At 61.5% G+C, this 18746-nt stretch carries 25 protein-coding genes and 1 pseudogene; 17 read left to right on the top strand and 9 right to left on the bottom strand.

Annotated elements, in window-relative coordinates; translation table 11 throughout:
- Positions 1-3 precede the first annotated feature (3 nt).
- From GKZ67_RS03410 to GKZ67_RS03390, 5 genes are all read right to left on the bottom strand, one after another.
- Positions 4-900 (bottom strand): TniB family NTP-binding protein, encoded by an 897-nt coding sequence (locus GKZ67_RS03410; RefSeq protein WP_173241152.1) that lies wholly within the window; start codon positions 898-900, stop codon positions 4-6.
- A gap of 217 nt (positions 901-1117) precedes the next feature.
- The gene (locus GKZ67_RS03405) at positions 1118-1756 is read right to left on the bottom strand and encodes a Mu transposase C-terminal domain-containing protein (protein ID WP_173241151.1); all 639 of its coding nucleotides are present in this window, start codon (positions 1754-1756) and stop codon (positions 1118-1120) included.
- Positions 1753-2259 (bottom strand): integrase catalytic domain-containing protein, encoded by a 507-nt coding sequence (locus tag GKZ67_RS03400; RefSeq protein WP_173241150.1) that lies wholly within the window; start codon positions 2257-2259, stop codon positions 1753-1755. The genes GKZ67_RS03405 and GKZ67_RS03400 overlap by 4 nt, the downstream gene beginning before the upstream one ends.
- Before the next feature lie 140 nt (positions 2260-2399).
- Positions 2400-2816 (bottom strand): helix-turn-helix domain-containing protein, encoded by a 417-nt coding sequence (locus GKZ67_RS03395; protein ID WP_173241149.1) that lies wholly within the window; start codon positions 2814-2816, stop codon positions 2400-2402.
- Positions 2817-2829: 13 nt separating this feature from the next.
- On the bottom strand, positions 2830-3384 hold the full coding sequence (locus GKZ67_RS03390; protein ID WP_173241148.1) for a TnsA endonuclease N-terminal domain-containing protein: 555 nt from the start codon (positions 3382-3384) through the stop codon (positions 2830-2832).
- A 473-nt stretch (positions 3385-3857) separates the two neighbouring features.
- On the opposite strand from GKZ67_RS03390, the gene GKZ67_RS03385 reads away from it, so the two are divergent.
- The 15 genes and pseudogenes from GKZ67_RS03385 (at position 3858) to GKZ67_RS03335 (ending at position 13139) form a co-directional block, all read left to right on the top strand.
- Positions 3858-4532 (top strand): hypothetical protein, encoded by a 675-nt coding sequence (locus GKZ67_RS03385; protein WP_173241147.1) that lies wholly within the window; start codon positions 3858-3860, stop codon positions 4530-4532.
- A gap of 18 nt (positions 4533-4550) precedes the next feature.
- Entirely contained in the window at positions 4551-5543 is a 993-nt protein-coding gene (locus tag GKZ67_RS03380) for a hypothetical protein (protein ID WP_173241146.1), read from the top strand.
- 151 nt (positions 5544-5694) lie between these two features.
- Entirely contained in the window at positions 5695-5922 is a 228-nt protein-coding gene (locus GKZ67_RS03375) for a hypothetical protein (protein WP_173241145.1), read from the top strand.
- An 11-nt stretch (positions 5923-5933) separates the two neighbouring features.
- Positions 5934-7472: an OmpA family protein gene (locus GKZ67_RS03370; RefSeq protein ID WP_173241144.1), complete on the top strand. Its 1539-nt coding sequence runs from the start codon at positions 5934-5936 to the stop codon at positions 7470-7472.
- 191 nt (positions 7473-7663) lie between these two features.
- The gene (locus tag GKZ67_RS03365) at positions 7664-8380 is read left to right on the top strand and encodes an ABC transporter permease (RefSeq protein ID WP_173241143.1); all 717 of its coding nucleotides are present in this window, start codon (positions 7664-7666) and stop codon (positions 8378-8380) included.
- Positions 8322-8935: pseudogene (locus GKZ67_RS24940) on the top strand (ATP-binding cassette domain-containing protein); the annotation flags it as partial. The gene GKZ67_RS03365 and the pseudogene GKZ67_RS24940, both read left to right, overlap by 59 nt.
- An 18-nt stretch (positions 8936-8953) precedes the next feature.
- Positions 8954-9283, top strand: a complete 330-nt coding sequence (locus GKZ67_RS22965) for a hypothetical protein (RefSeq protein WP_254245034.1) — start codon at positions 8954-8956, stop codon at positions 9281-9283.
- A gap of 116 nt (positions 9284-9399) precedes the next feature.
- A complete protein-coding gene (locus tag GKZ67_RS03355; protein ID WP_173241141.1) occupies positions 9400-9948 on the top strand; it encodes a DUF4304 domain-containing protein in 549 nt (182 codons plus the stop codon).
- 46 nt (positions 9949-9994) lie between these two features.
- Entirely contained in the window at positions 9995-10165 is a 171-nt protein-coding gene (locus GKZ67_RS24315) for a hypothetical protein (RefSeq protein WP_317172223.1), read from the top strand.
- Positions 10147-10272: a hypothetical protein gene (locus GKZ67_RS24310; RefSeq protein WP_317172222.1), complete on the top strand. Its 126-nt coding sequence runs from the start codon at positions 10147-10149 to the stop codon at positions 10270-10272. The genes GKZ67_RS24315 and GKZ67_RS24310 overlap by 19 nt, the downstream gene beginning before the upstream one ends.
- 5 nt (positions 10273-10277) lie before the next feature.
- The gene (locus GKZ67_RS24305; protein WP_317172221.1) at positions 10278-11090 is read left to right on the top strand and encodes a sigma-54 dependent transcriptional regulator; all 813 of its coding nucleotides are present in this window, start codon (positions 10278-10280) and stop codon (positions 11088-11090) included.
- Complete coding sequence (locus GKZ67_RS24300; RefSeq protein WP_317172220.1) at positions 11042-11347, top strand: helix-turn-helix domain-containing protein; 306 nt, start codon at positions 11042-11044, stop codon at positions 11345-11347. The genes GKZ67_RS24305 and GKZ67_RS24300 overlap by 49 nt, the downstream gene beginning before the upstream one ends.
- Before the next feature lie 312 nt (positions 11348-11659).
- Positions 11660-12364 carry a PAS domain-containing protein gene (locus GKZ67_RS03345; protein ID WP_173241140.1) on the top strand — a complete coding sequence of 235 codons (705 nt, stop codon included), beginning with the start codon at positions 11660-11662 and terminating at the stop codon, positions 12362-12364.
- Entirely contained in the window at positions 12322-12921 is a 600-nt protein-coding gene (locus tag GKZ67_RS03340) for a sensor histidine kinase (protein ID WP_173241139.1), read from the top strand. Before GKZ67_RS03345 ends, GKZ67_RS03340 begins: the two co-directional genes overlap by 43 nt.
- Positions 12909-13139, top strand: coding sequence for a sensor histidine kinase (locus tag GKZ67_RS03335; protein ID WP_173241138.1), 231 nt, complete (start codon positions 12909-12911; stop codon positions 13137-13139). Before GKZ67_RS03340 ends, GKZ67_RS03335 begins: the two co-directional genes overlap by 13 nt.
- On the opposite strand, the gene GKZ67_RS03330 is transcribed toward GKZ67_RS03335, so the two are convergent.
- The gene (locus tag GKZ67_RS03330; protein ID WP_173241137.1) at positions 13117-13575 is read right to left on the bottom strand and encodes a hypothetical protein; all 459 of its coding nucleotides are present in this window, start codon (positions 13573-13575) and stop codon (positions 13117-13119) included. The genes GKZ67_RS03335 and GKZ67_RS03330 overlap by 23 nt on opposite strands.
- Positions 13576-13836: 261 nt before the next feature.
- On the opposite strand from GKZ67_RS03330, the gene GKZ67_RS03325 reads away from it, so the two are divergent.
- Both GKZ67_RS03325 and GKZ67_RS03320 read left to right on the top strand, forming a co-directional pair.
- A complete protein-coding gene (locus GKZ67_RS03325) occupies positions 13837-14997 on the top strand; it encodes an alpha-amylase family glycosyl hydrolase (RefSeq protein ID WP_173241136.1) in 1161 nt (386 codons plus the stop codon).
- 26 nt (positions 14998-15023) lie between these two features.
- On the top strand, positions 15024-15818 hold the full coding sequence (locus GKZ67_RS03320) for an alpha-1,6-glucosidase domain-containing protein (RefSeq protein WP_173241135.1): 795 nt from the start codon (positions 15024-15026) through the stop codon (positions 15816-15818).
- Here the strand turns inward: GKZ67_RS03320 and GKZ67_RS03315 are convergent, their stop codons facing one another.
- From GKZ67_RS03315 to GKZ67_RS03305, 3 genes are all read right to left on the bottom strand, one after another.
- Positions 15819-16361: a c-type cytochrome gene (locus tag GKZ67_RS03315; RefSeq protein WP_173241134.1), complete on the bottom strand. Its 543-nt coding sequence runs from the start codon at positions 16359-16361 to the stop codon at positions 15819-15821.
- A gap of 115 nt (positions 16362-16476) precedes the next feature.
- The gene (locus GKZ67_RS03310) at positions 16477-17499 is read right to left on the bottom strand and encodes a glycosyltransferase (RefSeq protein ID WP_173241133.1); all 1023 of its coding nucleotides are present in this window, start codon (positions 17497-17499) and stop codon (positions 16477-16479) included.
- A gap of 159 nt (positions 17500-17658) precedes the next feature.
- Positions 17659-18621 carry a lysylphosphatidylglycerol synthase transmembrane domain-containing protein gene (locus GKZ67_RS03305; RefSeq protein ID WP_173241132.1) on the bottom strand — a complete coding sequence of 321 codons (963 nt, stop codon included), beginning with the start codon at positions 18619-18621 and terminating at the stop codon, positions 17659-17661.
- Positions 18622-18746: the final 125 nt, after the last annotated feature.

Here is an 18746-nt window from a genome sequence, read left to right as displayed (position 1 = left end):
TCACTAGTCCGCCATTAGCTTCTCATAGCTGGATAAGTCGGACCGTGTGGAGTAGTCCAACTTCCCGAGTAGTTTCAGGCTTATGCACTCCTCTTTCGTATCAACAGCCTGGATGGCAGCCCGCTGTAAAATAGTGGTCAGCTCCCCTAAGCTTCCCTCACTCATGCTCAGTAGCTTATAAGCCATTTTTTCCTCGCTTAAGAGCGAAGGCTTCTGCAAGGGAAGCAGGCGTTCAAAGGTCATCAGCAGGCGAATGTATTCCTCGCCCATTCGCCACCGGGGCAGGCCGATAGGCTCAAACCGACTGGCCAGTTGTTCATCGTGCTGAATGGCATTGAACGCAGTACCAATGCCCGCGCCAACTAAGGGCAGCATCAGTTCGTTGGATAAGTACTTGAGCACGTTCAAAAATTGCCGCTGCCTGGTCTGGTTGCCTGCCAGCACGTGCTGGATTTCATCAATGATGAGCAACCGGGTTTCCAAACGCCGGAGCGTATTAATCACCTGGCGCTGCTTGCGGTCACCCCGGTCGGCAGCCCGGTAGGGCGTCCCCGTTATATCCAGCAGGGCGTGGTAAAAGCTCTTCTCATCTGCGTCAGGTGGTGCCTGGAGGTAGAGTACTGGGGCAATGAGGTGCCCATCCTTTTCCCGGGTATAGGAGGGGTGAGCAGCCTCGAAGCGGCGGATGATATGGGTTTTGCCGTTACCGGTATCGCCTACTACGAGTAGGTTAGGCATCCGGTACGAGGGTGGGTGGTGCAACAGGTCGTGCATCTTCTGCCCGATGCGGCGGGCACGGGCATAGGGAATCCATTTCATCTCACTGATTTTCCCTTTTCGTTCGGCTACGGGCAGGTCCAGCAGGACGGCGGCCTCTGGAGATAGGTGCGGTAGGCTCATAGGGCGTAAAATCCGGCGTCGTCGAAGGGTTGAAGAGTAGCTGTCGACCAGGAAGGAGTGGCAGCCTCCGGTTGACCCAGTGGCTCAGCTAGCTCAGTTGCTGAGGTTACCGAGTCTGTCAGCTCCGTTCTGGTTTGCCTAAACAGTTCCTCCACGGGGACTCCCTTCAGCATTCGTAGGGCGCTGGGAGTCATAGACTGGGTTTTCGTGACGGCCGCTAGTACTTGCGCTCGCATTCGGTCGAGAGCAGCAAAAATGCTATCTTCATCCACCTGCTCTGCCCCTGCTGTTTAAGTTGTCGAATAGCGGCCCGTTGCTCCCAGATAGAGATGCTGGGACGGCTAGTGTTGCGATAAGGAATTCGATGATACAGGTTGGTACCCGGCTCCAGCATATGCAACACACTGAGGTCGCGGGGGTCGCGCTTGAAGGTGAGCCGTTGCTTGCCCCCTTGCTTACCACTGCCCGATGCCCGGCGATTCACGTAGGAGCGCAGCACATCAGCAAAGTAGTGTATGTGGTCCACTTGTACCCCTTCTCGCTGCACCGAGCGCTCAATGGCGGGCATAAAATCCAATCGGACCTGCCGCTCATCGTAGTAACGCTCCGGCAGTCCTATACCCGGCTGGTCAGGTGTACCCAGGATGCCAGCGCGGAAGCGCGCATAAGGCGTCTGGTGGGTCATACTGTGTACGCGCTTGTGATACACCTCGGTGAGGTACGTCGTTAGCCACTGCTCAAACTCCTGGAGCGTGAGCGCGGCCATTTTCTCCGAATCGTATGCTCCTCGCTGCTGGGGATTAGAAAACGTGGTGCCGGGCAGCGTATGCACCTTACGCATCGTGTGGCCCATCATCCGCTCGATGTGGCCCCGTAGTGGGGCGTCCGCACAGGGCGGTACTCCAGCCGAATGTTGTATTTCTCGCAGGCTCGTAGCATCATGTTTCCCCGAAACTCGCGGGCATTATCCAAGTGGAGTACGGCGGGCACCCCCCAGCAGGGCCAATCCCCTTCCACTCCCACCTTGGCCAGCCACGTTTCCTTCGGTAGCAGCATATGAGCGATGCACAAGCCCGTACCGATGGCTCCCGGCGGGTCGTAGGAGAGGTGGATGCCCACTACCATCCGCGAGTACGTGTCTATGGCCATCGTCAGGTAGGGCTTGCCCAACGGCTTGCGATATATCTCGTCTACGAGGATAATATCTACGTCGGTGTGGTCTAGTTCCACTAATTGGAGCGGGTACTCCCCATCAGGCAACTCACCTTTATGGAGCTGGTAGCGGTCCTGGGCAGCCTTATTACCTAATCGCCGGCGCGTCGTTTCCTCCTCATCCAGCTGCTGGATGCGCCGCCGCACTGTTTTCTCCGTGGGTACCTTCAGATTTTTTTCCCGACAGAGCCGCCGTACCTCCTCTACTACTTCGCTGGCCTGCTTTTTCTGCCGGGTCAGGTAGTGACTCGTGATGGACTCCTCAATAATTGCATTCTGGGCCTCCCCTAAGCGGGATTTATTTCTGCCCCCGGGCGGGGCAAATCGACCAACGAACGCACGGAGCCCGTTTCGTCATAGAGCTTCAGCCAGCGGTAAATGGTAGACCTACCAACTTCTTTATCCTTGCTGACCTTGTCTACAACTGCCAGATTCCCGCGGTCCGCCAGGATGTCCTCTAGAACGGAAAACCGGTATTCAGCCTTGGCCCAGGCCTTTTCCGGGATGCTGAATATATCGTCCCGCAACTCGGGCGGCCCAGCTGACTCGTCGAGTGGCCGTAGGTCAGCTATGGGAATGCGCACGGATTCTCCCGTGGACTCATATTCACCTAACACGAGATGCAAGTCGAGCGTGTAGCGGATGCAAACGGGTTGCTCGCGGTAGAGGTAACGCTGACCGGGTTTTGCTTGTATCTTAACCATGACGCGGTACTGATTAATTGTGCAGGGTCCAGAGCGGACTGCTCATCGTAAGTGGCTCCGATAAATTACAGCCCAGTTGGTTGGTACTTACCAAGTGCCACAACACCGGCAACAGCTCCGCCTGCCTGTCAGGACTCTCGAAAGCTACCAATAAGATTTCGGCTGGAGTTGTACGTCCCAGCTGGCCTACCACATCCAGCAGTAGTTGCCGGTACTCGGGCCGTACGACGAGGGTTGAGGCACGGAAGCGCAACAGGAATTTGGCATTTTTCAAGTACTGCGTTTTTATTTCTACCTCCGTCCAGATGCTGAACTCCCACCCTTGTGCTTGCGCGTACTGTCGAGCGGCTTGAAAGCGTGCTGCGAACTCTTCCTGCCTAGCCAATAGGTCGGCTGCATACTTAACCTCCACCAACTGCGGAAGCTTACCCGTCGCATAGCGGGCTAGGAAATCGGGCGTGTAGCGCCGGGCCTTACCCTGGTCAACATAGTGAATAGTGACGGGCTGCTCCACGAACTCTACGACATTTAGGTCGAATTCCAGCAGGCAGCACACGTCACGCTCCAAGGCAGACTCGGCATGGACAGCCCGCCCGTTTTTTTCCGAGGGCTGGATGGCTCGCAAAGAGCGAGTGGTAACTTTAAACTTTCGGGCCGGTAGCATAACTGTTCCCACCTACTTATACTAAAACACAAACTATTCCCAGCTTCTTGAACCAGTTTTCTCAGCTACTTGCGGTAGACTTCGGCCAAAAACCCTAGTATTTTCCAATCTACTAAGAAAATTGACATGCACGCCTGGAAGTAAGCGTACCTAGGCGTGATGACAGCCGGCGGCTGGCCTATCTGGCTTTTCGCTTTTAGTAAAAAAGGCTTTTCATTTTGAAAATACTATCCTCCCGCCCGGCTTGCTGCCGGGCGGGCTTTTTTATTTATTATTTTGATTACTAATATTTTATAAATTAATTGACAGTGTTTCTGACGGCTCGGCACTGGTATTGGCAATAGGTACGCATCCCTCACCTACCTGCTTTTACCGACATGGCCATTCTGGATAACCTGGCGAAAGCCGCCAAAGACTTTTTCGTCGAGCCCGGCGACGAAGCCCCGGCCGTAGCTGCGCCGGCCCACGCCGTGCCGCCCGTGGCGCTGCCGGGCACGGCCCTGCCGCTGGCCGACCTGCCGCCCGGCGTGACGCAGCCCGAGCAGCGCCACCTCGACCACATTGCCCAGCTGCTGGCCGGCGACGGGCGTGACTTTGCGGCCTTTACCAAGATGGTGAAAAGCCTCACGGCCAGCGGCATCAGCGGGCCGCTGCTCTACCAAACGGCCTTCAACGCCTTCACGGCTATGACGGGCCAGGACCTGCCCACGCTGCTCACCTCGGCCGACGAGCTAACCCAGAAGCTGGCCGACGACCGCGCCAAAGTACTCGCCCGCCACCGCGAAAAGCTCGGCGAAGCAGCGCCCCGGCAAGGCCCGCCCAGCGCCCTGGCCCAGCTGCGTGAGCAGGAAGCCAAGCTGCAAGCCGCCGTGGCCGACCTCACCCAGCAGCTGGCGGCCAAAAGCCAGCAGCTCCGCGACACCCAGCAGCAGCTGCACCAGGAGCACACCAAGGTGCAGGCCGCGCTAGCCAGCTACGAGCTGGCCAGTGCGGCGGCCACGGCCGAGCTGCAGGCTCACCAGCAAGCTACCAAGTCCTTTTTAATCAGCTAACTAAAACCCTTCCTACGCATGAAAACCTTGCTTTCACCGGACCTCAACCCGACCCTGCCCAAGTGGCAGCAGCCCGAAAAGGTTGCCGGCTGGGTGGTGCTGGGCGGCGCGGCCGCCGCCGGCGTGTACTACTGGGGCCAGATTGTGCCCTACCTCGTTGACATTGTGTTCAATAGCGTGAAGCTGGGCATTGGACTGGGGGCGCTGTTCGTGCTGTTTTTGCTGGGCTCGAATAAGCGCATTCAAACCGGGCTCTGGTACGCCGGGCAGCGGATTCTGCGCACGGCGGCGGGCATCTTCGTCAACACCGACCCCATCGGCATTATGGAGGACTACATCTCGAACACCGAGAAGGAGGCCCGGCAGATGGAGACGGAAGTTGGCCGCATCGAAGGAGCGCACGAGCTGGTAAAGCGCAAGCTGGCCGCCAACGACCAGCAGATGAAGGAGTACCTGGCCCTGGCCGACTCGGCCACCCGCCAGGGCGAGAAGGACGCCGCCGAAGCCTATGCCAGCCGCGCCGCCCAAATCCTGGACTACAACCAGCGCCTCCAGCCGATGGCCACCACCACGGCCAACGTGAGCGTGGTAATGCGCCAGATTCTGAAAGCCGCCCTGCGCCAGATTGACGGCAGCAAGTTCAAGGTGGGCCTGCTGAAAGATGAGTATGAGCTCGTGAAGCGCACCAGCTCGGGCATGCGCGCCGCCATGAACATTCTGCGCGGCGACCCCGACAAGAAATACTTCTTCGACCTGGCCACCGACCGCGTGGCGCAGGATATGGCCCAGCAGCTCGGCCAGATAAAGCAGGCCATGCGCTACTCGCAGGAGTTCGTGAAGGAGATGGACATCCAGAACGGCGTGATGAGCGAGAAGGGCCAGCGCCTGCTCGACCGCTACCAGAAAGGCGACTTCAACGCCCTGATGGACAACGATAAAAAGCCCGCCTCTACCTCCGTAGCCGCCACTAAACAACGCTCCGATGATGCCTATTCTAGCCTGCTTGATTAGTGGCTGCCTGGTGCTGCTGCTAGTCGCCGCCCTGCTGTAGCGCGGACTTTCAGTCCGCGACCTGAGCGGCCCAGAGGTGCGGCCAACCGCGCCTACCCCCAACATCTTTTTCAAACAACTTACTTGCGGACTGAAAGTCCGCGCTACTTCCATGACAACCCGCGGTAAAATCGTGCTCTTCGCACTCTTTCTGGCTCTTGCTTACTTTGGCTTCAATAAGCTGATAGCCAGCGGCAAGCTCTTCAAAAAAGCCGATACCCAGTCGGTAATGCTCAGCTCTATTGACCTGCCGGCGGCCCCCAGCGGCAGCCGCGCCACGCTGGTGGTGCCGCTGGCCCCGCTGCCCGGCACTGCCCCGCCGAAAACGGCGCGCCCGTAGTGTGGGAAGTGATGGCATGGAACTCGCAGATGGCCGGCATGCTCGCCAACGGCGGCCCCCGCACCACCATGGGCTCGGCCCTGGCGGCTAACAAGGTAGATATGCAGATTGTGCGCCAGGACGACGTATCGAAAATGCAGGCCGACCTGGTGAAAAACGCCCTGGACTTGCAGAGCAGCCCCCAGACGCCGGGTCTGATTGTGAGCATCATGGGCGACGGCCTGCCGGCGTTTTCGGCGGTGCAAAGCCAGCTGCAAAAGGCGGGCACCCAGCTCCAGATTATTCCGTACTCGGTGGGTAAATCCTTTGGCGAAGACAAGCTGATGGGACCCAAGGAATGGCTCGACAACCCCAAAGCCGCGCTGGGCAAAACCATTGCCTGCTACCTGCGCGACGGCGACCACAACATTGCCCTGAAATGGTGCGCCGACAACGGCCTGAAGGTGAACCCCGACGAAACGACCTACGACCCCGAAGCCGTAAACTTCATGGCTGCCAGCGACTTCCTGGTAGCTGCCGAGAAGTACATAGTAGGCAAGCCCGAGAGCCGCACGAAAGTGGTGAGCGGCCACAGCACCGGCGTAAAAGTGGACGTGGTGGCCGACGGCGTAGCCACCTGGACGCCCGGCGACGTGAACATCGCCAAGCAAAAAGGCGGCCTGGTGAACATCGTGAGCACCAAGGACTACTCCAACCAGATGCCCAACATCATGGTGACGACCAAGCGCTGGTACGACGCCCACCAGCCCGCCGTGCAAGGTATTATGACGGCCTTTGCCGTGGCCGGCGACCAGGTGAAATCGCACCCCGAAGCTCTGACCCGCGCCGCCGATATCTCGGCCCAGGTGTACGGCGACCAGGACAAGCCCGGCGCCTACTGGCTGAAGTACTACAAGGGCACCACCGAGGCCGACCGCACCGGCCAGGTGGTGGAGCTGGGGGGCAGTAAGGCCTTCAACTTCAACGATAACCTGACACTGTTTGGCCTCGACAACGGCGGCACCAATATATACGCTGCCGTATATAAGACCTTCGGCGACGTGCAAAGCAAGCTTTACCCCAAGGAAATGCCCAGCTACGTGCCCCTGACCCAGATGCTCGACCTGACGTTGCTGCGCAAGCTGCAAGCTCAGTACAAAGGCAAAAATCTCGCGCCGGCCGAAACCCAGTCTTTTGCCGCCGATGATGAAATTCGCCGCAGCGTGAGCAAGCGCGCCTGGAACATCGAGTTCAACACCGGCCAGAGCACCTTCACCCCCGCCGCCCAGCGCGAATTGAGCCAGCTCTTTGATGACCTCGTGGTGGCCGGCCGCCTTAAAGTGGCCGTGCACGGCTACACCGACAACACCGGCAACCCCGACAAAAACCAGCAGCTCTCCGAGGCCCGCGCCGAGGCCGTAGCCCACTGGCTCGAAGCCAAAAGCGCCAGCGCTTTCCCGCAGGGCCGCGTGCAGGTGTACGCCCACGGCGCCGCTGAGCCGGTAGCCCCCAACACCACCGAAGCCGGCAAAGCCCAGAACCGCCGCGTGGAAGTGGTGCTAGGCATGTAGCGCGGACTTTTAGTCCGCGAGTGAGCCAGCGGAAAATATAGCCTTTCCAACAACATTTTTCAAAGCCTGCGTGCCGGCACCCCTCGGCCGGCGCGCCCGGGCTTACTCGCGGACTGAAAGTACGCGCTACACCTCATGCAACCTCTCTTCACTCCAATGCCCACCCGCGCCGCGCCACGCTAGCCGCGCTCGTGGCCGGCCAGGTGCTGGCCCTGCTGGCGCTGTGGCTCTTCTACCCGCTCCAGCTATTCCCGAGCCTGGGTGATGTTTTTCGGGCGCTCGGTGACCTCATCACCAGCCAGGGCTTGTTGCAGGAGCTGTGGGCGAGTCTGCTCACGGCGTTCCAGGCGCTGGGCATTGCGACGGTTTTGGCGCTGTTCCTTTCGTACCTCACGGCGCTGCCGTTTTTTCGGCCGCTGGCTTTTGCAGCCAGCAAACTGCGCTACCTCACCCTCACCGGACTCACGTTTTTTATGGCACTGCTCCTTAGCTCGGGGCACCAGGTGAAGCTCTCGGTGCTGGTGTTTGGGGCCACGGTGTACCTGGTGACGGGCATGACGCGCGTCATCCTCAGCACTACGCAGGAGGAGCTGGACCACGCCCGCACCCTGGGTCTGGGCGAGTGGGGCAGCTTCTGGCAGGTAGTAGTGCGCGGCAAGCTGGCCGACATGCTCGAAGTAGTGCGCCAGAATTTCGCCATCATCTGGACCCTGATAACGCTGGTCGAAACGCTCTACCAGTCAGAAGGAGGTATCGGACTTTTACTATATAAACAAAACCGCTACCTGCACCTCGATGGCGTGGTAGCTATTCAGCTGGTCATTCTGGCCGTGGGCGTGGCGCAGGATTATGGCTTCGAGGCGCTACGGAAGGCATTTTTTCCTTACGCCGAGCTGGGCAAGATGTAGCGTGGACTCTGTGAGTCCGCGCGTGGGAACGACTATATCAGCTCACCTTTATCCACCTACGCGCGGACTCGCAGAGTCCACGCTACAATCTTCCATGACCGCTCTTCCCCACTCCTACAAAGACCCGCTGCTTACGCTGCAAGATGTGTCGATGAGCTTTGGCTCCGAAGTCATTCTGCGCGACCTCAACGTGCAAGTGCTCGACGTGATTCGGCCCGGCGTGTGCCAGGGGCAGGTAGTGGGCATCTACGGGCGCTCGGGCATTGGCAAGTCGGTGCTGTGCCGCCTGCTGGCGGGGCTGGCCGCGCCCAGCACCGGCACCGTGCGCGTGGGCGAAGCCCAGCAGCCCGTGCAGGCCGGCGCCGTGGGCTACGTGCAGCAGCGCTACCCGCTGTTCAACCACCTCACGCTGCTCGACAACCTGCTGCTGGCCGCCCGCCGCAAGCACGCCCCGCCGAGGCCCAGGCCCGCACCGACGCCTACCTGAGCCGCTTCGGGCTGGCCGCCCATGCCCGCAAGTACCCGGCCCACCTCTCGGGCGGGCAGCGCCAGCGGGCGGCCATCGCGCAGCAATTGCTATGCTCCGACCACCTCATCCTGCTCGACGAGCCGTTTTCGGGCCTCGACGTGGCCATGATTGACGAGGTAAAGAAAATCATCGTGGAAGTCACGAACATGGACGAGCTGAACACCGTGCTCATTGTCTCGCACGACATTGCCACCACCACGGCCCTCGCCGACCGCCTCTGGTTGCTCGCCCCGAGCGCGACCCAGCCACCGGCCAACTGCTGCCCGGCGCCACCATTAGCCCCGCCACCAGTACAACCTGGCCCAGCTTGGCCTAGCCTGGCACCCCGACGTGGAGGCCGAACCCGAGTTTGCCCAGTTTGTGGAGGGGATTAAGGCAGAGATTCGGGGAGTTAGGGCTTCTTGGGTTTACTATTGCCTGCGCAATTAGTGTTTATCCAATGCTTAAAACAACTACTCAAACTCGGTTTGATACTTTAGTTTCGAAGGTCTTGTGGCCTGAATTCAAAGCCAGAGGCTACCGCAAAACGGGTAATAATTTTCGGCTATACAATTCCGATGGATGGGGCAAGATTGTGAACATTCAAAAAAGTTCTTTTAGTGATAAAGATGCTATCAGCTTCACTATAAATACTGGCCTGTATTTGGTCAAGGCAGATACTATGTTTGAGGTAGCTAGAGAAGAAAGATTTCTAGAGCCTGATTGCCTTGTCAGAAAACGAATCGGAAATTTGAATGGCCTGCAAAAAGACCTTTGGTATGAATTAACTCAAGCCACGCCTTTGGAAGAAGTAGGACAAGAAGTCAAAAAGGACTTTTTGTCTTTTATCCTGCCCTATCTCGACAGCATCGAGTCAGAAGAGGACATCTGTCACCAAATCATCAGGGAGCGAAGACCAAAATCAGTGGAAGCTATTCGTGCGCTGTTTGACTGTGGTTATCAAGATGAATCCCGACAGTGGGTAGAAGAAGAATTAAGCACAACTATTTACCGTGCGTGGCGACAGCAACTAACAGTTTTTAAAAACTCGCTAGCATAATTCCTCTCATTCCAACTCAGCAATCACTCACTGTCTGACCAAAACAATGCCTACCGGAACCCTGCTCCTCATCGACGACGAAGCGCGCTTGCGCCAGCTGCTGGCCCAGGTGCTGGAGCTGGAAGGCTACGTAGTGCTGCAAGCCCCGACGCCTACCGGGGCCTGGCGCTGCTGGCCGAGCACGCGGCTGAGGTGCTGGTGGTGCTCTCCGACGTAAAGCTGCCCGACGGCCACGGCGTGGAGCTGCTGCCGCGCTTCCGGGCGCTGGCCCCGCTGGCCGAAGTGGTACTGCTCACGGCCTTCGGTACTATCCCGATGGGGTGAAGGCCATGAAGCTTGGGGCTTTTGACTACCTCACCAAGGGCGATTTTGAGCAGCAGCTGGTGGTGGTGGTGGAGCGCGCCGCCGAAAAGGCCCGCCTCCAGCGCCGCGTGCACGAGCTGGAAAAGCGGGTGGGCCAGCGCCACAGCTTCGAGAGTATGATTGGCGAGGCGCCGGCCCTGCGCCGCGCCCAGCACCTGGCCCGGCAGGTGGCGCCCACCGACAGCACCGTGCTGCTCGAAGGCCCCACCGGCGCGGGCAAGGAGCTGTTTGCCCAGGCGCTGCACGAGGCCAGCGGGCGCCGGAGCAAGCCGTTTGTGGCCGTCAATTGCAGCGCCTTCCCAAAGGATTTGCTCGAATCGGAGCTGTTTGGCTACAAGAAAGGCGCCTTCACCGGGGCGCTTACCGATAAGAAAGGGCTGCTGGAAGAAGCCAACGGTGGCACGCTGTTTCTGGACGAAATCGGCGAGCTGGAGCTGAACGTGCAGGCCAAATTTCTGCGCGTCTTAGAGATGCAGCAGTTTACCAAGCTCGGCGATACCAAGCCCACGAGCGTGAATGTGCGCCTGGTGGCCGCCACCAACCGCAACCTCAAGCAGGAGGCTGCCGAAGGGCGCTTCCGGCCCGACTTATACTACCGGCTTTCGGTGTTCACTATCCTGGTGCCTTCGCTGAAGGAGCGTGCCTCCGACGTGCCGGTGCTGGCCGGTTTTTTTCTGCAACACTTCGCGGCCCGGCTGGCCAAGCGCCTGCCCGGCCTGGCCCCGATACCGTGGCCGCGCTGCAAGCCTACGCCTGGCCGGGCAATGTGCGCGAGCTGAAAAACGTGCTGGAGCGCGCCGCCATCCTGGCCCCGGCCGGCGAGCTGCTGGCGCTGGAGTATTTGCCCGAAGAATTCCAGACTGGTGCCCGCCCGGTTTTCTCCACTGACGACGAAAGCCTGCGCGCGCTGGAGGCCAGGCATATCAGGCGGCTCATGGGCGACTTGCAGGGCAGCAAGCCGGAGGTGGCCAGGAAGCTGGGCATTGGCCTGACGACATTATATAGAAAATTACAGGAATACGGATTGGAAGAGTAATTCACTTTCCGTATTCAAATAATAAGTTACGAAAGTGTAAACGAACAGCCGGCTCCGCTGCTGGCGCGAGTTTAGCGCAGCGTAACTCGTGCCTGGTTTTCGGGGGAGGCTGTGCCTCCCATAGAACGAGCTAACCAAACGACCCGAGCGGCGCGGTCCCGCCTTGCCGCTGACGCGGCAATGGAGGTGCAACCTCCACAGTATAATCGGCACGAGTTACGGCTGCGCCTAAGCTCGCGCCAGTAACGGGCCTAAACTACTCGCGCCAGAAGCGGCCAGCCCTGCTGCACCCTTGTTTTAGTATCTGAACCCATGTCTCTAAAAACTCAAATCCGTCTGGGGGTGTGCCTGATGCTGGCGCTGCTGCTGGGGCTGGGCTCCTACGTGCTGCTTACCATCGCGCGGCTTGAAACCGAGACGCCCAGCGTGCAGCTAACCAACGCCCTGGCCGCACAGCACGCGGTATGGCTGTTCCTGTTCATCAGCAGCGCCCTGGGTATTGTGCTGATGGTGAGGCTGCCGCGGCTGGTGGTGCGCCCGCTGCACCGCCTCACCGCCGACGTGGAGCGCGTGGCGGCGCCCGGCCCCGTTACGCGCGTGGCCGTGACCCGCAACAATGAAATCGGCAGCGTAGCGGCGGCCGTCAACCGGGTGCTGCGCCAGGCCGAAGATGAGCGCCGCGCCACCCTGGCCGAATTAATAACCCAGCGCAACCGCACCGACAGCCTCGTGCGTGGCCTCGATGAAGGCTTGCTGCTCATTGACCAGCACGGCCTTATCGTATTAGCCAACCCCGTGGCGTGCCTGCTGCTGGGCCAGCCAGCCAAAGAATTGCTCGGCCAGCCCGCCGCCAGCGTAGCCCGCCACAACGAGATGCTGCGCGAGTGGCTGCACGCCCTCGATACGCCGGCCGCGCCCCCGCCGACTCTACCAGCAACCCGGAAGCTAACCGGCCGACCGGCCCGCTGTTTACGGTGCGGCCCCACGGCGAAAACCTGCATTACCAGCTCACAGTAAGCCCCGTAACGGAATTTAACGAGCAGCTGCAACAGGCGGTGCCGGCCGGGCATGTATTCTGCTTGCGCGATGTTTCGGCATTTAAAAACCTCGACCAGGTGAAGTCGGAGTTTCTGGCAACCATCTCGCACGAGCTGAAAACGCCGCTGGCCAGCATCAACCTCAGCCTGATGCTGCTGCAAGACGAGCGCCTCGACGCGGCCCGGCGGCAGGAAATAGCGGGCGGCATTCGCAGCGAAACCCAGCGGCTGCTGGGCATGGTGGGCCAGCTCATCGAAGTGGCACGGCTCGATGCGGGCCGGGGCATCAAGCTGACCCTGGGGCCGGTACGGCTACCCGAAGTGGTGCGCTACGCCACCGACATCGTGCGTGCCCAGCTTACCGACAAGGCCCTGCGCCTTTCGCTGAAGCTGGCCGAGCCGCTACCCGCCGCCCTGGCCGACGTAGAAAAAACTACCTGGGTGCTTATCAACCTCTTATCTAATGCCATTCGCTACTCGCCGCACGGCGCGGGGCTTACCATCCGGGCCGTGCCCTGGGCGAGATGGTGCAGCTGAGCGTAGAAGACGAAGGACCCGGTATCTCGAAGGAATACCACCAGCGTATTTTTCAGCGCTTCGGCGGGGTGCCGGGGGCAGCGCAGGTGCGCGGCGGCTCGGGCCTGGGGCTGAGTATTTCGCGCGAGTTTATTACGGCGCAGGGCGGGCAGCTGTGGGTCGAGAGCCAGCCGGGCGCCGGCAGCTGCTTCACCTTTACGCTACCCGCTGCGAGTTAAAATCGGGCTGCGCCTGGCCCAGCCGGCTGTGCTGGCACTGCGTGAGCCAGGCCGTCAGGGCCCCTTCCTCCGCGAAAAACCCTATCTGGCTACTACCCGCGCCGGGGCCGCTAAGCTCCGCCAGCAGCGTGGGCGTGAGCAGGTAGCCCAGGCACACGGGCCCATTCAGCTGCTGAGTAGCCCGCTCCAGAAACTCGGTGGTGAGCCAGCGCTGAGTGGCCTCGTCGGGGGCGTTGCGGCTTCGAATGTCGATTTGCCAGAACGGGCAGCCCACCTCCTGCGCCAGCTGCAGCGTAGCGCGGTAGCCCTGTTGCAGCTCGGCCGCCGACACGGGCCGCCGCCAGCGCGCCACCAGCAGCTGCACATCGGGGCGGTAGCGCAGCTCCAGAAAATCGACCTCCGACTGGGGGCGGGCAAGCTTAGGCTCGGCGTTCATGGGCAAGACGTGAAGGGTGAGTACCAACGGGCGGTGCGCGGGTTTCGACTGCAAAGCTGGCCGGTAGTTTAGCCTAAACCGGCCTTTGTTCGCCCGGTAGCGCCCCTTTCTAGACCAACCGGGCGTTTTCTTCGGGCAGCTCACGGTACATATATTTTTTACTATGTAATGCAGAGTGAGCGATGGGTTAAGAAACCCTGCTCCTACCCTCTTATCGCTTACTTTGCCTTCATGATTTGCCGCCTGCTACGCCTGCTTCTTGTGCTTTCCCTTCCCGCTGCCGCCCTGGCCCAGCCTGCTGTCGAGGCCACTGGCTACCCACTCAGCCAGTACCCTTTTTACCAGGGCCCCGACCTGGGGCTGACCTTCGACCACTTGGGCCAGGGGACGCTCCGCGTGTGGGCGCCTACCGCCGACGCGCTGCGCCTGCGCCTCTATGCAAGCGGCGCGGGCGGCGGGCCCATCGCCACCTACCCGCTGCAACGCAGCACCAGCGGCACCTGGACCCTGAGCCTGCCGCCCGGCACCACCGGCTTTTATACTGTGCAGGCCACCATCGCGGGCCAGCCGCGGGCCGAAGTGCCTGACCCCTACGCCCGCGCAGTGGGGGTAAACGGCCATCGCGGGGCCTGGCTCGACCCAGCCACCGCCGCCCCCGCGGGCTGGGACGACGACCGTCGCCCACGCCTGCCCACTACTACCGACATACTGGTGGGCGAGGTAAGCGTACGCGACCTGTCGGCCGACCCGCAGTCGGGCATCGTGCACAAAGGCCAGTACCTGGGCCTCACCGAAACCGGCACCGCCGGGCCGCAGGGCGTGAGCACCGGCTTGCAGCACTTGCAGGAGCTGGGTATCACGCACGTGCATTTGTTGCCAGTCAACGATTTTGCGGCCATCGACGAAAGCCGGCCGCCCTCGCCCGAGGGCTACAGCTGGGGCTACGACCCGCTCAATTACTTCGTGCCTGAAGGCTCGTACGCCACCAACGCGCTCGACCCGGCCGTGCGCATCCGCGAGTTCCGGCAGGTGGTCCAAACGCTGCACCAACACAATTTGCACGTGGTGGTTGATGTGGTGTTCAACCACGTGGCCGACGCGGGCAGCAGCGCGTTTGAGCAGCTGGTGCCGGGTTATTATTTCCGCCACACGCCCGATGGCAAGCTCTCCAACGCCACGGCCTGCGGCAACGAAATTGCCTCCGAGCGGCCCATGGTGCGCAAGCTCATCGTGGATGCCGTGAGCCACTGGGCCCGCGCCTACCACGTCGATGGCTTCCGCTTCGACCTCATGGGTGTGCTCGACCTCGAAACCATGCGGGCCGTGCGCGTAGCCCTCGACCAGCAGGACCACCGCATTTTCGTATATGGCGAAGGCTGGGCGGCTGGGGCCAGCCCCTGCCCGAAGCCCAGCGCGCCGTAAAGGCCAATATTGGCCGGCTCGACCGCGTGGCAGCCTTCGGCGACGAGCTGCGCGACGGCGTAAAGGGCCACTACGCCCACCAGGCCGAAGCGGGCTTCGTGGGCGGGCAGCCGGGCCTGGAAGAGAGCGTAAAGTTTGGCATTGTGGCGGCGACCCGGCACCCTCAAATCGACTATAGCAAAGTTAATTACAGCAAAGCGCCCTGGGCCAACCAGCCCGGCCAGGCAATTAACTACGTGGCCTGCCACGACGACCGCGTGCTGTGGGATAAATTAAAAATCGCCAACCCAACCGCCAGTGAAAACGAGCTCATTCAAATGGATGCCTTGTGCAATACCATCGTGTTCACTTCGCAGGGCGTGCCGTTTCTGCCCGTCGGCGACGACTTTCTGCGTACCAAAAAGGGTTCTTCCAACTCGTATAACCTGCCCGACAGCGTCAATCAGCTCGACTGGGGCCGCAAAGCAAAGTATATAGAAGTGGCAGCATTCTACCGCCAGCTGCTGGCGCTGCGCAAGGCGCACCCGGCCTTCCGCCTGCCTACGCAGGAGCAGATTGCCCAGCACCTGGTGTTTTTGCCCGGCCTGCCGCCCGGCACCATCGGCTACCAGCTGAAAGACCACGCGGGCGGCGATGCCTGGCAGACCATTACGGTACTGTTCAATGGCCAGCGCCAGCCAGCTACCGTGCCCGTGCCGGCCGGCAGCTACAAGGTGGTGCTGCGCGGGCTGGAAATCAGGCAAAGCGGGCTAGAAACGCTGCGCGTAGGCGCCAGCGGGGTGGCGGTGCCCGGCAGCACCGCTTTGCTACTGGTGCAGTAGTCAGCGGGTGGCGGCTACGGTAGCTGAGGCAGCAGCGCCTTCCTGCGCGCTTACCCAGACCATAATCGCCTCAATATCTGTCTTCGACAGCTGCGGGAAAGCCGGCATCTGCTGCCGGGCATTGTCCTCGAAAAGCTTAACGGCATATTCGTCGCCGCTGGCAATCACCTTGCTGGAATTATGCACCCACCCGACCACCCACCCCACGCTGCGGCGCCTGCTGATGCCGCCCAGGGCGGGGCCCACTACTTTGTCGTTCACGGCGTGGCACTGGGCGCAGTTGTTTTTGAAGAGCGCATCGCCGGCCGCAACAGCCGCTGCGTCGGCGGGCGACGCGGGCTGGTAGGCTACTGTCGGCATTGCGCGGCCGCCTGGCCGGGTAGCCGCCGGGGCTTCATCGGCGGGCATCATTCGCTCGGCAATGGCGTCCTCAACAGGTGCCAGGCTCACCAATCCCGCCGCGCTCAGCGTTAAAAAACCAATTAGCAACACGATAAGGCCCATTCCAAGGGAAAGGGCAAAGGCAGCCGGGTTGGTACGCATGGCAGCAGTTGGTTAGGTGCGTCATAACAGTCTGTTACAATAACTCGGCAGCCGGCCATTTGCTTACTAAAAATTCATTTTTTAGCAGTTATTTCCACGCCGTGCCCAACTGCTGCTAGCGCACCTGTCGTCCTTTCCAGCGGTAGCCCTGGCCGCGCTGCCCGGCCAGGCCCACGGCCAGCCCGTAGGGCGCATACAGCAGCTGCAGGGGCAACAGCCAGGCCAGCCAGCGCCGCCGCTTCAGCAAGCCCAGCACCGGCCAGAGCAACCAGGTATCTGCTCCCAGCTTTAGTAGCCAGCCAGCTGCTACCCAGGGTCGAAGCATAGGAAAGAACCAGCCGAGGGCCAGCCCCAGCGCCAGGCTCAGGTTGGCAGCCAGCACGAGCAGCGCCAGCTGGCGCGGGGCGGCCGGGCGGTAGTGCGGCCACTTGCTGGCCCAGCGTACGCGCTGCCGCAGCAGAGCCCGCAGCGTGGCCGGCGCGGGCGTATCAACCAAAGCTGCCGCATCGGCCAGGAAGCGCACCCCGGCCGGGTAGTGCTGGTGAATTTTATGCAGCAAAAACTCGTCGTCGCCACTGGCCAGGACCTGGTTATCGGTATAGCCGCCTACTTCGTGAAAGGTAGCGCGTCGAAAAGCTAGATTAGCCCCGTTGCACATGGTAGGCCGGCCCCGCCCGATGCAGCCCGCCCCCACCCCAATGAGCCCGGCAAACTCCAGCCCCAGCAAGCCATCAAACCACGCACCGCCCGGCGTGAGCCGCACCGGCCCGCTGATAAAATGAAGCGGCCGCAGCGCTAGCTCCTGGCTTTCGATAACAGCAGCATAGGCAGCCAGCCAGCCGGGCGCGGGGCGGCAGTCGGCATCGGTGCACACCACCCAGGCGGTGCGGGCCTGCGCCTCAGCGGCGGCCAGCGCCGCTTTTTTACCCATGAGGCCGGGTGGCAGCCCAAGGAGACGTAAGGCAAACGCAGCCTGCCCCGCCGCGGCCACCACCAGCGCCGCCGTGCCGTCAGTGGAGTGGTCGTCGGCAATAAGGACTTCGAACAAGTGCGGCGGCAGCGTCTGGCGCTGCAAGGCGTGCAGCAGCCGCGGCAGCGCGGCTGCTTCGTTGCGAGCCGCAATGAGTACTGTAAGCAAGGGCGCGGCAGTTGGCTCGCGCTCCCGGATGATGGGCCAAGAAGCAGCCGGCCAGCCGGGTGCAGCCGCGCTACTGAGAATGCCCCCCTGCAGCCAGCTTAGTACAGCTGCATATAGGAGCGGCCCCAGCAGTAAGATTATGCTTGGCACTACCATTTATCAACGGCTTTTTCTCTCGCGCAGCACCCGCAGGCCGGGCAGCAGCAGCAGCCCTAGCGCACTGGGCAGCGCGATGTTGATGACCCACAGGCTGAGGCTGGCGCTCAGTACCGGCAGCACCGGCTGGCCCAGCAGCCCAAATAAGTGCGTGGCCGAGAGTTCGCGCACCCCCACATCGGCCAACGCATTGAGGGAGGGCACCAGCGACTTGAACAAAAACGTGCCCGCCACCGCCGCCACTGCCGGCCCCAGGGGCGTACGCACGCCGTAGGCATAAAGCAGCAGTAAAAATTGCCCGCAGAACATAATATAGCGAAAAAAAGATATTGCCAGTACAGCGTGAAGCTCGCCCGCTGTATAGGTAGGCATCACGGCCAGGTAGCGGCGGAAGCGGCGCAGAGGCTTGAGCAGCGCCAGTGCTGCCAGCAGCAGCCGGGAGCGGTAGAGCGGCAGCAGCGCCGCGGCGCCAACCAGTGCGGCGGCCACCGCTACGCCTACCTGCGCGGCGGGGTAGCCGCCAAGGTAAAACGCAAACAGAAAGTACAGCAGCCCCGCCCCGCCCGCCAGCACCGTGGCCACGAGCTGCGCGTAGCGGCCCAAAAACACGGCCCCCACGGCTTCGAGCCGCCGCCTGGCGTGCAGCTCCAGGATGCGGGCGGCGTAGTCGCCCACCCGGTTGGGTGTGGCGAAGCCCAGGGTAAGGCCCAGCAGCACTGCCCGAAAGCTGCGCCCAAACGAGTGCCCGGGCTCCAGGTGCTGCGCCAGGCGCTGCCACTTCCAGGCTTCCAGGCCCCAGTTGAGGGGCACCAGGGCCAGGGCGGCCAGCACCGGGCCGCGCCCCTCGCCGCTAAGCGTAGAGGCCAGCAGCTGCCGCCAGGCTGCCGCCGTATCGGGCGCGGCAAATACCGAATGGTACAGCAGCCCCAGGGTAAGCAAAGTGAGGCCGATTTTGCCCAGCCGCACCCACCCTGCGGCGCGGCACGGCGGTTTCGGGGCATTGGAGCGTAACTTTGGGCTAGATGGCCGTTTCCCGCACCTTGCCCCCCCTACTCCCGCCCAGCGGCTCCCGCCGGCCGAGAAGGTCATCA

The organism is Hymenobacter sp. BRD67, assembly GCF_013256425.1.
Taxonomy (GTDB): Bacteria; Bacteroidota; Bacteroidia; order Cytophagales; family Hymenobacteraceae; genus Hymenobacter.
Note: the sequence above shows the minus strand (reverse complement) of the source record. Positions and strands in the feature narration are given on the sequence as shown.